This is a genomic window from Roseimaritima multifibrata (assembly GCF_007741495.1).
Lineage (GTDB): Bacteria > Planctomycetota > Planctomycetia > Pirellulales > Pirellulaceae > Roseimaritima > Roseimaritima multifibrata.
Genome location: NZ_CP036262.1, coordinates 4,020,414 through 4,034,501, shown reverse-complemented (window position 1 = coordinate 4,034,501; position 14,088 = coordinate 4,020,414). Strand labels below are relative to the sequence as shown.

Annotated in this window: 8 protein-coding genes; 4 read left to right on the top strand and 4 right to left on the bottom strand. The window is 54.8% G+C overall.

Annotated features, from left to right (window positions below; translation table 11 throughout):
* Window positions 1-9 precede the first annotated feature (9 nt).
* Entirely contained in the window at window positions 10-1,380 is a 1,371-nt protein-coding gene (locus FF011L_RS26345; RefSeq protein WP_218932637.1) for a two-component system sensor histidine kinase NtrB, read from the top strand.
* 183 nt (window positions 1,381-1,563) lie between these two features.
* Here FF011L_RS26345 and FF011L_RS14585 read toward each other — a convergent pair whose 3' ends face one another.
* The 4 genes from FF011L_RS14585 to FF011L_RS14570 form a co-directional block, all read right to left on the bottom strand.
* Window positions 1,564-2,007 (bottom strand): GreA/GreB family elongation factor, encoded by a 444-nt coding sequence (locus FF011L_RS14585; protein ID WP_246109420.1) that lies wholly within the window; start codon window positions 2,005-2,007, stop codon window positions 1,564-1,566.
* 787 nt (window positions 2,008-2,794) lie between these two features.
* Window positions 2,795-4,189 (bottom strand): DUF1501 domain-containing protein, encoded by a 1,395-nt coding sequence (locus tag FF011L_RS14580; RefSeq protein ID WP_145352392.1) that lies wholly within the window; start codon window positions 4,187-4,189, stop codon window positions 2,795-2,797.
* Window positions 4,190-4,199: 10 nt separating this feature from the next.
* Window positions 4,200-6,548 (bottom strand): PSD1 and planctomycete cytochrome C domain-containing protein, encoded by a 2,349-nt coding sequence (locus FF011L_RS14575; RefSeq protein WP_145352391.1) that lies wholly within the window; start codon window positions 6,546-6,548, stop codon window positions 4,200-4,202.
* Between the two features lie 140 nt (window positions 6,549-6,688).
* Window positions 6,689-7,396, bottom strand: a complete 708-nt coding sequence (locus FF011L_RS14570) for a hypothetical protein (protein WP_246109419.1) — start codon at window positions 7,394-7,396, stop codon at window positions 6,689-6,691.
* Window positions 7,397-7,956: 560 nt separating this feature from the next.
* Between FF011L_RS14570 and FF011L_RS14565 the strand changes: the two genes are divergently transcribed.
* The 3 genes from FF011L_RS14565 (at window position 7,957) to FF011L_RS14555 (ending at window position 13,955) form a co-directional block, all read left to right on the top strand.
* On the top strand, window positions 7,957-10,476 hold the full coding sequence (locus FF011L_RS14565) for an FAD-dependent oxidoreductase (RefSeq protein ID WP_145352390.1): 2,520 nt from the start codon (window positions 7,957-7,959) through the stop codon (window positions 10,474-10,476).
* Window positions 10,477-10,537: 61 nt separating this feature from the next.
* Window positions 10,538-12,112 carry a protein adenylyltransferase SelO gene (locus FF011L_RS14560; protein ID WP_145352389.1) on the top strand — a complete coding sequence of 525 codons (1,575 nt, stop codon included), beginning with the start codon at window positions 10,538-10,540 and terminating at the stop codon, window positions 12,110-12,112.
* Window positions 12,113-12,341: 229 nt separating this feature from the next.
* A complete protein-coding gene (locus FF011L_RS14555) occupies window positions 12,342-13,955 on the top strand; it encodes a hypothetical protein (protein ID WP_145352388.1) in 1,614 nt (537 codons plus the stop codon).
* Window positions 13,956-14,088: the final 133 nt, after the last annotated feature.

Sequence of the window (14,088 nt, the reverse complement as noted above, 5' to 3'; positions counted from 1 at the left end):
GGACAGAAAGTGGCTGGCAAGGAAGAGATTCGCGACGAAAATCCGGGGCGTGGTCTGCCGAGTAACATGCAACCGATCGGTGAAGAATTTTACCGAGCCATCGCTGAATATACATACGACTGGGAAAGTTGGTTCGCCCCGACGGGACAATTGTTATGGGTTAATTCGGCGGTCGAAAAGTTGACCGGATACACGCCGGAAGAATGTTTGGCGATGAACGACTATCCGCTTCCGTTGATTCTCCCCCAGCATCATGGGCGTGTGGAACGAATTGTACAGGACGCGCAGCAGGCGAGAAGCGAAACCGATATTGAATTCCAGGTTCGGCACCGTGATGGCAGTAAACCGTGGATGGCCGTCGCATGGCAGCCGATGTATAGCTCTCGGAATGAGTATCTGGGGATTCGGGCAAGTGTCCGCGATATCTCGGAACGCCAGATGATGCGTGAGCAGTTGAAATTGCATAACGAGCACCTAGAACAACTGGTACAAGAACGGACCGCTCGGATTGTCGAATTGGAGAAACACCGCGGAAAAATGGAAAGGTTGGCGGCGTTAGGGGAATTGGCCGCGGGGGTGGCCCACGAAGTAAATAACCCATTGGCGGGGATTCGAAATGCCTTTGCACTGATTAAGTCCAGCCTTTCGCCGGATTCCAAGTATTACAACATGCTGGATTTGATCGATGACGAAATCGAGCGAATTGGCAATATCACCCATCAAATGTATCAGCTTTATCGACCGAGTCAGCAGCAGCCGGCACGGTTTTGCGTGCGGCGGTCCCTGCTTGAGGTTGTTTCACTTTTGGAGCCTGCCGCAATGAAAGGCTGTTCGCCAGGTGGGGTGTTGGATGGAAGCCCGGGGGGACCTCGGTCGTCAGCTGATTCGGAAGATCGGACGGAGGATTCGGATGAGCCGATTCCGGCAACCGATTTGCGAATGGTCACGAAGCAAGGGGTTTCCATCTGGTTGACGGTGGGGGACACGGTGCCGGTCGATTCATTGGAGGAAACGGAGGTCGTGTTACGTGAAGGAGAACTTAAGCAGGTTTTGCTAAACCTGTTACACAATGGGCTTCAGGCGTCGCAACCAGGAGACCGGGTAACGATCGAGCTTCATACCACTTCGGAAAAACTGATCATTCGTGTGAGAGACCAAGGAGCCGGGATCGCGGCCGATGTGCTGCCTCATATTTTCGATCCGTTCTTTTCAACGAAGACCGAAATCCCGCGACAAGGGATGGGGCTCGGTCTGTCGGTGTCGCGAAGTCTAATTGACGCGATGGGAGGCGGTATCGAAGTGATTAGTAAACTTGGCGAAGGGACCTGTTTCCAAGTCGTGTTACCACGCGTTGTCGGATGCGAAGTACCGGGCAGCTAAGAGGAGCCTTGAATGAATCTAGCAGGGACCGCGGCGATTAAGAGTTTCTAACGGACTGCTAAGTTCGGACTGCTTGTTAATGAGCGACCTGCCATAGAACCGATGGGATCGCTGAAAATTTTGGGAAATGCTTCCCTAGGCTTACGGTCACGTCTTGTGCGGACCGTATTCCACGCGTGCGGTTTATAGATGAAACGCTCCGGCGCGTTCCGGTTGAAACGAAATGTTTTCGATCCGCTTTCGGCTTTCCCGATCAGCGACACGGCAGGTCACATTCTCGCCAGCGCGGCTGCCTAACAAGATCGATCCAAGGGGCGAAAGGATCGATAGTTTTCCCTCGGCGATACACGCTTCCTCAGGATAGACGAGCGTGTAAGTATCGACTTCGTGGTTATCCAAGTCGCAAAGCTTAATGGTTGAATTCATCGTAACGATGTCCGCCGGAATCGCGCTAGCTTCGACGACATTGGCAGAGGATAGCTTGAGCGTCAGGTTTTGAATGTGCGGACGCGCTGCCCCGATCGAAGCGGCAAACTCCGTGGTCAGAAGGTGCTGAAGCCGAGTCACGTCGACCTGGGATGCCGTAATGATTTGAGGGCTCATCGGTAGTGGAGAAGGAGAGTTCATGGTCAAATATCAAAACAAAATATAAAAGAGGAAGGGACCGTTCGGCGGAAAACCGATCGGTCCATACTGGGCGGGAACTAGAGTGCCGCACGAAGGGTAAGGGCGATTCCAAGTAGAGCCATTAAAAGAAGATGGCCGAGTAATCGTTCCCTCTGAGTCCATCCTCCAACTCGCGCCGTAAAACCTCGCTGAGCCTTCCCAAGGGATCTGGTATCTGTTGAATACATGTCTACCTCCAGATTGTGAGTCAAAGACCAATCCTATCCATGGGTAACATGTGAGAGACCTAACGCAATCAACGTGCCGTGTTATCAAACGAAGGTTCTGTGGATCGCTCAGATACAGCCGTTTCCCTTGTAGAATCGCGTAAAAAAACAATCCAAGATTGCCAGCCGCCATTTCCAAGCGGGAAAAACTCCGGCGTAATGCGTCAACCGAAGATGACAGTGTCAACGCTGTTGGGAAGCCATAACTGGCGTAGTGGACGAGGCCACGAGTCCCATTTTGCCGGACTCGTGGCCTCGTCCACTACGCTAATTAACGCGAGGCACCAGAAAATCTCAACCCGCTGCGTCATGTGCCGTCGGTATCGTCGGAAGCGAAAGAACGCCTTTCATCATCCGCACTCGCGGATCAGAAGGCGACGACTTTAGGAGTCGTTGTCCGATGCGAACGTCGATGGATCGCAGCGTTTTACGATCTTGGTATTCTGGGAAGCCGATGCACCTGAGCTTGTTGCATCGCCTTCCTTACGCTCCGGTCGATGGTACGAGTTCACCTCTGCAAGCTATGCCAGGATCTCTTTGACGACTCGGCCGTGGACGTCCGTTAGGCGGAAGTCTCTGCCGGCGTGGCGGTAGGTTAGTTGTTCGTGATTTAATCCCAGCAAATGGAGCATGGTGGCGTGGAGGTCATGAACGTGCATTTTATCGACGACCGCTTTGAAACCGAACTCGTCGGTTTCTCCGTAGGTCATGCCACCTTTGACTCCGCCACCTGCCATCCACATCGTGAATCCGTGATGGTTGTGATCGCGTCCACTACCACTTTCGGATGTTGGCGTTCGCCCGAATTCGCCTCCCCATACGACTAGTGTGTCTTCCAGCAACCCGCGTTGTTTTAGGTCGCCCAGCAAAGCGGCAATCGGTTGGTCGATCGCCTTGCATAGTTTCGGAGTCGTTTCATTGTGTTTGCTGTGAGTGTCCCACGGTTGACCGTTGCCGTAGTAGACCTGTACAAAGCGGACGCCTCGTTCGACCATGCGCCGAGCCAGCAAGCAACCGTTGGAGAAGTGCCCTTCCCCGTAGGCATCGCGAGTCGTCTGCGTTTCGCGGTTCAGATCAAACGCTTCGCTCGCTTCAAATTGCATCCGATAAGCGGTTTCCATTGCCTCCATGCGAGCTCCGATTTCTGAATCGTCGCCTCTTTGGTGAACATGTTCCGCGTTCAATTGCTGCAACAGATCAAGTTGCTCTCGCTGCGATTCCGGTTTCCAACGTGTATTGCTAAGGTGCGGAATCATTTTCTCCGGCTGAATCGTCGAGTGATTGATGTACGTTCCCTGAAACTTGGATGGCAGAAAGGCACTGTTCCAGAGGATCGAAAAGCGGACCGGACGACCGGGGCAAAGGACGATGTAGCCCGGTAAGTTTGCATTTTCACTCCCCAGTCCATACAGGAACCAAGCTCCCATACTTGGACGCGTGGGGATGATGGTGCCATTGTTCATCTGCAGTAATGCAGGCCCGTGATTGGGGTTGTCGGCATGCATCGAATTGAGGACGCAGATGTCGTCGATATGTTGGCTCAGTTTCGGCAGGAGCTCGCTAACCTGCAGGCCGCTTTCACCATGTTTCTTGAATTTAAATGGTGAGGGAAAAAGGCCTCCGGTGGGACGTTCGGTCAGCAGGTCGGCACCCTTTGGTTTTGTCCCTTCGTATTTCTTTAACGCGGGTTTCGGGTCAAAGAAATCGCCTTGATAGGGGCCGCCATTCATGAACAGATGAATGACCCGCTTAGCCTTCGCTGGAAAGTGAACGCCTGGTGAAATCTGAAAATTCGTCGGTGTTGGGGGCGTCGAGGCAAACAGCTGCGAAGCGCCTAGCATCCCCATTCCACCTCCAAGCTGCTGGAGGATTTGTCGGCGGCCGAGGTTCGTTGAGGCCTGTTGATTGTGGTTCATGGGACGGTCCTCAGTCGATGAAAATGAATTCGTTGGAAGCCAATAAGACCTGAGCGTATTGCAGCCAGCGGTCGGAGTGTTCTTTGGATTGGGGATCGCCAAGAAAAGATAATCCCAGCTGTTTTTGGTGGTCGGTCGGCGCACGCCCGAAGAGCAACTGGTAAAGGCGTTCAATCCTTGGACCGTCTTCGTCGATTTGTTCGGTCTTGAAGCGTTCGACCAGTGCACTTGCCTGTTCTGCAAGGAGCGGGCCGTTCAGCGAGTAGAGTGCCTGCAGGGCGGTGGTCGTGGCGACTCGCTGTGGGCTGTGCTGCGTTGGATCGGGGAAATCGTGCACCATCAAAGTCGAGGACATGTCTCGACGGTTGATCGTTGCATAGACCGTTCGTCGGCGGTTGGCGGAGGAATCTAGTTCGATCGATGGACCACCGATTTTGCTGTCCAGTACATCGCTTGCGTACAGCATCGCGTCACGCCACTCTTCGAAGGAGAGCCGACGACGGTTCATTCGCGAGAGCCACCGGTTGCTCGGATCCTTCTGTTCCCGCGTCGCTTCCGGCATCGAGGATTGTTGCCAAGCTGCCGACAGCACGATTTCACGGTGCAGTCGTTTCATTGACCAACCATTTTTGATGAACCTGCCGGCAAGGTCTTCCAGTAGATCGGGATGGCTTGGCCGTTCGCCTTGGTTTCCGAAGTTGCTTGGTGTGGCGACGATCCCTTGACCGAAATGGGCTAACCAGATCCGATTGACAAGGACTCTAGCGGTCAACGGAGCCGCTTCTTCGAGGATTGAATCGGCAAGTTCCAGACGACCGCTGCCCTGCTGATAGGGCTGGGGGGATTCGGATAGAACTTGCAGAAATTGCCGCGGAACAATCGGGCCAGGGCGATTGGGATTGCCGCGAATGAAGGCGGGGAGGTCGCGTGGTCCCGGTCGGTATTCCAGACGCGTCCCCTCTTGAGGCGTTTTACCGGCTCGCACGACGTAGGTGGCTTCCTCAACCAAAGCGTTTGCCATCGGAGTGTCAAAGTCTGGCGTCGAAGATTTAATTTGTTTGATGTCAGCGGTCAGTTGGTCGATCTTTTCTTTGGGGAGCGGTTTGGCTTTTTTCAGTTTTGCCAGTTCCGTTTCCAGCTTGCCAACCTTTTCACGTGCGATCTGAACGGGTGCAAACCGTTCCGCTTCGATCATCGGTCGCTCAGCGATTCGGGTGCTCGCGAAGATCCCGGCCATTGCGTAATAGTCCTCGGTGCTGATCGGATCAAACTTGTGATCGTGGCAACGGGCACAGGCGACGGTCAAACCCAAGAAGGTTCGCGATACCGCATCGACGCGTTCCTCCCATTCGTCCGCCACAATGACGCGAATAATCTCGCACGGCAACTTCAGCTCTTTCCAGTAAGCCGGGCTGAGGGCCAGGAAGCCGAGTGCCGGCGTATCTTCGGGGCCGGTCGAATCAAGGAAGTCGGTTGCCAATTGACGGCGAACAAAATCGTCATAGGGCATGTCCGATTGAAAGGCTTCGATTACCCAGTCGCGATAGAGGTGAGCCTTGGTCGTTTTGGGTAACCAACTGGCGGTGCGATCGGTGTAGCGCGACATGTCCAGCCACCAGCGGGCCCACTTCTCGGAGTAGGCAGGTGTGTCCAGTAATTCGTCGACCAAGCGTTCGTAGGCTTTCGGTGAATCGTCCTCCAGGAAGGCTTTCACTTGATCGGGAGTCGGAGGCAATCCGGTCAGGTCAAAGTACAACCGTCTAACCAAGGTAAGTGGTTCCGCTGGTGGGGACGGTTGAAGATCCTGTTGTTCCATCTTCGCCAACAGAAAGGTGTCGATGCGATTTCTGGCCCAGGAAGGGTTCTGGACGGTCGGCAATGGCAGTTCGCGAAGCGGTTGAAAGGACCAGAACTGACGCCCCGCGGCAAAATCAATTTCCCCGTTCGGGCGTTTGTCGGCCTCGGTTTCACTGGAGGCGGGAAAGGGTGCCCCTAGTTGAACCCAGTGTTCGATGTCCGCGATCGCTTGGTCATCCAGTTTGCCTTTGGGAGGCATTTGGATGCCACCGTCGTAGTGGATCGATTCGATCAGCAAACTGTCCAGTGGGTTTTCGCGATCGATTGTTTCTCCGCTGTCGCCGCCAGCGGCCAAACCCGTAGCGGTATCAAGCAGCAAGCTGCCATGGACCGTTTTCGCATCGGCGGAGTGGCATGAGAAACAGTGTTCCGCGAAGAGGGGGCGGATTTTCCGTTCGAAGAATTCGACGCCATCCGCATTGGGTTGGTCAGCACACAGAGCGGGACCTTGGGTGCAAACGATAAACAGCCCGAGCAGTAGGCATGTGAAACGCGAAAACATAAGCGGCGAACAGCAAGTGGGGCGGGACGGAGGCTGCGAGGTGGGGCTCCTATTGTAGCGAAAATCGAGGCGCAGGTGGAGCGTTTTTGAAATGTGGCCAATCAGCCAATGTCGCAGTCTTTTAGACGCCAGGCGGGTGTTTACCGGGAGAAGACCGAGTACTGGAATCCGGTCAACCAATCATCACTGTCGCGGCCTTCAGTCGTGACCAGGTATCGCGAGTAGAACGTCAGTCGTGATTTTCCTGTTGGCCAGAAATGCAGTCCCACCTCCGGATAGACGCTGCTCAGCCAGGCATCTGGCTCTGTTTTGGTTTCGCCCCGTTCATCGGTCCTGCCATCGTCATCATTATCGACGCCGTCATCCGTTGCGTCTTCACGTGTCGTGGACAGCCCATTGAAGGTCCCGACGCCGACAAACGGCGTGACGCGAGCGGGTAGTTGCAGGCGAACGCCCGTATCCAGGCCAGCGAACCAGTCCTCGTGTCCCACAAATCCGGAAAGGCTGATTCTGGAGCTGTGCCAGCTGCTTCCGTAGCTCTCATAACCGACTTCGGCCCCAGCCAAGGCACTCTCTCCTTTGCCACGAAACTGAGCCCCGCCGGAAACGAAGGGACCACCAAGACCGGAAACGTGGCGCGCATCAACCGATTGTTTTAGTTTGCCGGCCAAGTCTCCTTTCTCGGCTCCGTCCTGGTATTTTTCAGCATAAACGGGATCGTCCATCGCGTAGCGGCTCTTCAGCAGCGATCCACACCCTGTCATGACAGGGATTAAAACCAGCAGGACGGCTATCGAGCGAGGGATCACCATCCGTGGGGTGTATCCTGTCTGTGGCTCAACCGTCAAGACAAATCACCGCTCAAAACCGTCTCATGCTTGGTTTAGCAGGTATTTCGGGGGACATGAAATCAGTAAGGGATGTTTTTAGAAGAGGGATAAGGTCGCAGGAAGCACCGTCTGGCGACGATAGCTATGGCAGTCGCGTGGCTACGCTTGCCAGAGCGTGGACAGACCGGTCATCCGTCACCAATAAATTTCACGTCCCGAGAAATGAGGCTGAAATCGGGACCGCCTGAGCAAAGTCGGTCGCTCGTCTGGATGATTTTTTTCGGTTCGTCCGTATGGCGGAAACTCCATATCGAAATAGACGTTAAACCAAACGCGCTCCGAAGAGGCCGCCGGACTAGGCTGGACCGGATGACATTGGGTGTTTGCGATAAGAGCAGTCGTGTGCGTCGTAGCGCGCCCCGCGGATCAGAGTTCGATAGACTGGACCCCCCTCTCCGCTCGGTTGGCGTGCGGTTTTTGGCAAAACCCTGACTCTGTCGAGGTCCCTATCCGGCCGCTTTTGTTGTGCGGGAGGCTACCATGGTTGCTGTCGATGTATCGCATAAGGAGTCGTATTGATGTTGCGTCTGATTCTGGGACTGGGGCTGATCGTTTTTTGTGCGATCGGATGGGGATTCGATGAACCGGGCGAAGGACGCGAGAACGTTCAGGTCGATGCGGACTTGTTGATCGTCGGTGGGACCGAATCGGGATGTGCGGCTGCGGTGCAAGCGGCCCGAATGGGAATCAAACACATTGTGATCGTCAATGACATCGAATGGGTTGGAGGCCAGTTCAGTGCGGAAGCGTTGGGGGCAATCGATGAAAATCGTGCCCACGGATATGACGGTTCGGTACCCGTCCCTCGTTCCGGACTGTTTCGCGAAACCATTGACTGGATTGAAAACGAGAATGCCCGTCGGTATGCAGGCGTCAAGCGTCCCGGTAATACCCGTGTGATCACGACGGCCCGTCCAGAAGTCTCCCGCGACGCCTTTTTGCACCTGCTTGCACCTTATGAGAAAACCGGGCAGATCCAACGCTATTCCGACTTTGTTGTCGCCAAAGCGTTGATGGCGAACGAACGATTGACCGGAGTTGTCTTTCATTCGCAGGATGATCCCGAAAACAAATTAACCGTTCGTGCGCCGATGACGATCGACGCGAGCGACTGGGGGGACGTGATCAAGGCGTCGGGTTCCGCGTACGATTTTGGAATCGATGCGAAGGACGAATTTGGAGAACCGGGGGCTCCGGCATCGGGGGATCCGCCGACCGACATGAATCCGATCACCTACTGCATGATTGTCGTCGAACAGCCGGAGGAGACGCGGATTGCGAAACCAGAGGGATACGACAAACGGCGTTTTCTAGGGACTTGGAACTGGATTGAAGAGGAGTTCGCCTATTCGACTCGCCGCTTAGTCGATGCGAAACATTTTTCGCAAATCGAGCATCCCGACGTCCTCCTGATCAACAACCCCAACATTGATTATCCCGTGGACGTTTGGCCCGCGAAGGTTGCCGCAGCCTTGGAAGCAACCGAAGCGGGAGCCTCCAAGAAGAACTTGGTTGAATTGACTTCCAACCAGCGCGAAATCGTTTTCGCCGATGCTAAAAATCATTCGCTGCAGTATCTGTATTATTTGCAGTCCTCCTTTCCGAAGTTCCGGCGTCTGGCTTTAAGTGAAGAATTCCAGACCGCGGATCGAATGCCACCCAAGCCGTACATCCGCGAAGGGCTTCGCTTGGTTGCAAAACATATCGTCAAAGAACAAGAGGTCTTGGGATTTGGGGGGCGTTCGTACTATGCCAATGCGATGTTCCCCGATGCCCTCTTCGCTTGGCAGTTTGAATTGGATTTCCATCCCACGGCGCGTCACTGGTTGTCAGATGAAGGAGCCGCGGGCCCTTGGGACGCGAGGTTTCGTGGGAACCGACGATTTGGGAATGGGGGAACCGGCCGTGCGGTCTTTCCGCTTCGCAGTTTGGTCCCCGTCAAAACCACCGGTCTGCTGGGGGCTCAGAAAAATCTCGGTTACACCAGTATCGTTGGATCGTCGTGCCGCTTGCACGATCAATCGATGGCGGTCGGCCAAGCTGCAGGTGCCGTGGCCGCGATCGGTTTGAAACGGGATGAAACAGCCGGTTCGCTGGCGTTTGACGCCGAGGCGATGGCGGAGATCTGGGAGGGCCTGCTGGACGTTGAGAATGGAGCTGGATTGGTGATTTGGCCATTCGGCGACGTCGATCCGTATGATGACGGGTTTGCGGCAATTCAGCACTTGGCACTACGCCGTTTGTTACCGCTTTCCGCCAGAGAGACAAGTTTTCAGCCAGACGAGGACGCGACCGCAGCGTGGTGCCAACAGGTTATCGAACGTCTGCAGGCAAGCGGGTACGAGCCCGTTTCAATCGACATCGAACGGAAAGGATCCCGTCAAGAATTCGCCGTTGCATTGTGGAATGAACTGAAAAAGCAGCCGACTCCAAAACGAACTTGGAAAGCCGCCGGGGATGCGGACGACGATGGCATCGCCGATGTTCAAGATCCCCTGCCCTTCACTCCGGGGAAGACGCTGTGGAAAATCGAAGCCAATCAAGACGGAATCCCTGATGCTGAACCCGTTTTGGCAGAGCGAGCGGAGCGGTTCGATTTTACCTCGGCTGGTGCTACGGTTCCCGACGGGTTTTATAAAGACTGCGGAGGTCTGTTTGACGAAAAAGTCGGATATGGCTGGGCTCGCGACCTCTCGGCGAATACTCGTTTTCGAGCCGTATTGGAGGATTCGCTTCGCGACGGATTCGTCTTCACGCGAACCGAAGATACCTGGGAACGAAGTTTGGCGAACGGGAAGTACCGGGTCACGATTTGTTTGGGGGATTCCGATCACGAGCAATTGAATCAAAATGTCCGAATCGAGGGAGTATCCGTCGCGGAGTCGGTTGATACGATGGCGGGCGGCTATCACGAGGTGCAGGTCCAGACTGAAATCACCGACGAACGGCTAACGATTCAGATTGGACAAGCGGCTGGGGAAAGCAATACCACGCTGAACTGGGTGATCATCGAACCGATTCACGTCGATTCGAATTGAACGCCGATGACGCCCTCGGTTCGGTTCGAGTTCTTTTTGGGAAATTGGGAAAGACTGCGATATGCGATTAGATTTTGATGACCGATTTCGCAAAGAATTACCCGCAGATCCCAATGAGGAAAATAGTCGTCGTCAGGTCAGTGGTGCACTGTTCTCTTACGTGACTCCGCGGGTTCCGACGGCTCCCAAAGTGCTGCACGTTGCCCGCGAGGTGGCCGAACTGGTCGGATTGACCGAGCAGCAGGTCGCTTCCGATTCGTTTCGCGACCTGTTTAGTGGCAAGCAGGTGGCGGCAGGGACACGTCCGTACGCCATGGCTTATGGCGGGCACCAATTTGGATCTTGGGCCGGGCAGTTGGGCGATGGCCGTGCAATTAATTTGTTTGAAGTTCGTCATCGCGATCAGCAGTGGACGTTGCAATTGAAAGGAGCCGGGGCAACGCCCTATTCACGGATGGGCGATGGATTGGCAGTGCTGCGGTCTTCCGTCCGCGAACATCTGTGCAGCGAGGCGATGTTTCATCTGGGCGTTCCGACCAGCCGCTCGCTCTGCCTGCTGACAACCGGTGACGAAGTCATGCGGGACGTTATGTATGACGGGCATGCTGCAATGGAACCAGGTGCAGTCGTCTGCCGCGTCGCTCCCAGTTTTATCCGGTTTGGCAATTTCGAATTGCTGTCTTCAAGAGGGGAAATCGAACTGCTGAAAAAGCTGGCCGACTACACCATCCGCCATTTCTATCCCGACTGCCGCGACGGAGAAACGGAACCGTACGGAAAGTTTTTTCAGGCGGTTTGTCAGCGAAGTCTGCAAATGGTGCTGGGCTGGCAACGGGTTGGTTTTGTTCATGGAGTCATGAATACCGATAACATGTCGATCCATGGCGAAACGATCGATTACGGGCCCTACGGTTGGTTGGAAGGGTATGACCCAGATTGGACGCCAAATACCACCGATCGGGCTCAGCGTCGTTACCGATACGGCAACCAAGTTGAAATTGTGTTCTGGAACTTGATCAAGTTGGCCAATGCGCTCTACCCGTTGGTCGAAGAGGCGGAGCCATTCGAAGCGGCCCTAGAAGAGTTTCAGAATGACTTTCGCACTCAGGATCTAGCGATGCGAGCCCGGAAGCTGGGGATTTTGGATCCGGAGCCAAGCGACGAAGCGTTGCTGACGGTTCTAGAAACCACTTTGCAGGAAACCGAAACCGACATGACCTTGTTTTATCGGTTGCTGGCCAACGTATCACCCGATCGGATGGACCTGCAGGCCGATGACTTCCTTGCTCCCGTTTACGAGGCGTTTTATCAACCGGACGAGTTGGTCGGCGAAGTGTTGCAGCGGTGGCGAGATTGGTTCGAAATGTACTTCTATCGCTTGAATCAGTCGACCACCAGCGATCAACAACGACGCCAGGAAATGAACCAAGTGAACCCAAAATACGTCCTGCGAAACTATATGGCTCAACTAGCCATCGACGCCGCAGAGGGAGGGGACCTTTCGGTCATCGAGGAGATTGCCGAAGTCCTCCGGCAGCCCTATAGCGAAAATCCGCAATACGAAAAATGGTTTGCAAAACGTCCTGAGTGGGCACGGCATAAAGTCGGTTGTTCGATGTTGTCTTGCAGTTCTTAGTCGCGACGCATCCTCTTGGCGAACAATCGTCCCTTCGTGCGTGAATCGGACGTTTGCTCCAGTGCTTGTTGATGATCAAAATGATCATCGGTATGATGGAGTGTCGCTGGATGTCACCGAGCAGAGTAAGGCTTTCTGGGTGAAGTTCTGGTGTGGGCTTTTTCCGTTTCACTGCCTTGGAGATTGCACCGGGCAGTGTGTGTAACTCGATCTCTATGGGGTAGGAACGATGGTTACTCAAGATGACGATGCAGTATTGGCTGTACTCGATTCCGAAGGCTGGCAGTTAGCCGGAGAAGTTGGCAGTGACACGGCGCTGACTTTTCTGGCGGTGGCGTCGGAGGATCCAATCGATTTCGCAGAGCTATTGGCTTGCTGGCCACGGTATCGAAATCCAATGGTTTGCGAATTTGCCAGCCAGATCCCGTTTGCGAAATCCGATCCGCAAGAAGTGCTGGAAGCGATCCGAGGAAGCAAGGCCTGGGTTGTCATCGATTGTGCGGAGAAGCGTGTCCTAACCGGAGGATCGTTTCAGGCGATCGAGCGAGACGCGGTCTACGACATGAACGATGAGGAAGCTGGTAAGTCTCCGTTTCCGTTAAGCGTTCATCTGGCGCCGTGGTGGGAACTGCACCAGCATGTCGAAGCGGAACGGATCGAACGCGGGCGGGAGAGTCTGCTGAAAATTCCCCGCGTTGACCGCGACGTCCTCTTTGGTCTGCCGATGGTGCAAGATTTAGCGGGACGAATCTTGAACGCCGTGCAGAGTGAGGCCTGGGTGAAAAGTCAGGCGGCATCGCATTTTCGCTCGCGGCATGGATTTACCATCATTGTTCATCGCGATTGGTTGATGACCCCGCGGGACGATTTGCAAGGACTTTATCCGCGGCAGATGCTTCACCGCGGGCGTTCGTGGATCGACAGTCTGATCTGGGGACAGCAGTTGCGGTTGTTTGACGGAGCCGAAGTGGTGGCGATCCCTCAGGACTTGGCAGCCGTTCAGACCGCTCCGATGTCGACGGAGGAACTGGTGGTCTATTACGATCTTTGCCGGATAGTGATCGCCGCCGGGTGGGAGTGGTGCCGTCAGCATCCCGAAGAAATCCTCGCCGGTCATCCACGGGAGACCTCGCAGCTGCTCATCGGCGAACTAACGCGTGTCCGAGACGAATGGTTAGCCGGATCGATGGAGGGAGAAGCCCCCGTACGCTTCACTTTGGAATGTAGTCGGCGTCGTGTACCGCAAGCACTGGGCGTACCCATTGTTGGTATCGAAGGGATTCAAGAGGAATCGCATATCCTCGATTGTGATTGTCCGATCTGTCTGATGATGGCCGACGGGATGATGGGATCCCAGGTGCAGGGGCTGCAGGGCATGGATGGCTATGTCTTGGAGGAGGACGAGGAATTCGCCTTTTCGATCTATGAAACCCGGGAAGAGTGGGCGCGCGAGAATGGTGATTTCCTTAGCGAGTCGAACGAAGAGAACGACTTCAGCGAAAGCGATTCAGACGGCGAAGAGGCATCCGAGTTTGCTTCGGCATGGTCGGGAAGCCTGAGCGATCAACCGATCCCGGGAGACATCCAGGGGCATTGGCAGCTTGCTTTTTTGTTAGCCGAAATCGTGTCGGATTTAGAGGTTTGGCAGGCGCCGCACGTTCATGTCAAAAATTTGAATCAGGCGTTTAGCGATTATCGAAAATCCTATCATGACGAAATGGCCGAGAGTGCTGAGCGATTGAAGAAGCAGCTAGAGGACCTTGCCCAGACGTACCCGGATCTCGTCTCCAAATCGGCCGACTTTGCCAGCCGAGTCGACGAGCAACTGCGTGCTGCGATTTGACCTTTCGACTTCCATGATCCTTGGCTCATCGGGCATTCAAAATCCCAACCCGCTGCGTCAGTTTTGAAGTTGTGTCATCTGGATGCATTCCCTTCTGCCTTTGTTCGGCCCTTCGGCCCTTCGGGCCTTTTCG

What these genes read in the sequence shown, in the direction of transcription:
- FF011L_RS14585 (WP_246109420.1), bottom strand. Translation starts at nt 2,007, where the DNA reads ATGAACTCTCCTTCTCCACTACCGATGAGCCCTCAAATCATTACGGCA.
- FF011L_RS14580 (WP_145352392.1), bottom strand. Translation starts at nt 4,189, where the DNA reads ATGAACCACAATCAACAGGCCTCAACGAACCTCGGCCGCCGACAAATC.
- FF011L_RS14575 (WP_145352391.1), bottom strand. Translation starts at nt 6,548, where the DNA reads ATGTTTTCGCGTTTCACATGCCTACTGCTCGGGCTGTTTATCGTTTGC.
- FF011L_RS14565 (WP_145352390.1), top strand. Translation starts at nt 7,957, where the DNA reads ATGTTGCGTCTGATTCTGGGACTGGGGCTGATCGTTTTTTGTGCGATC.
- FF011L_RS14560 (WP_145352389.1), top strand. Translation starts at nt 10,538, where the DNA reads ATGCGATTAGATTTTGATGACCGATTTCGCAAAGAATTACCCGCAGAT.
- FF011L_RS14555 (WP_145352388.1), top strand. Translation starts at nt 12,342, where the DNA reads ATGGTTACTCAAGATGACGATGCAGTATTGGCTGTACTCGATTCCGAA.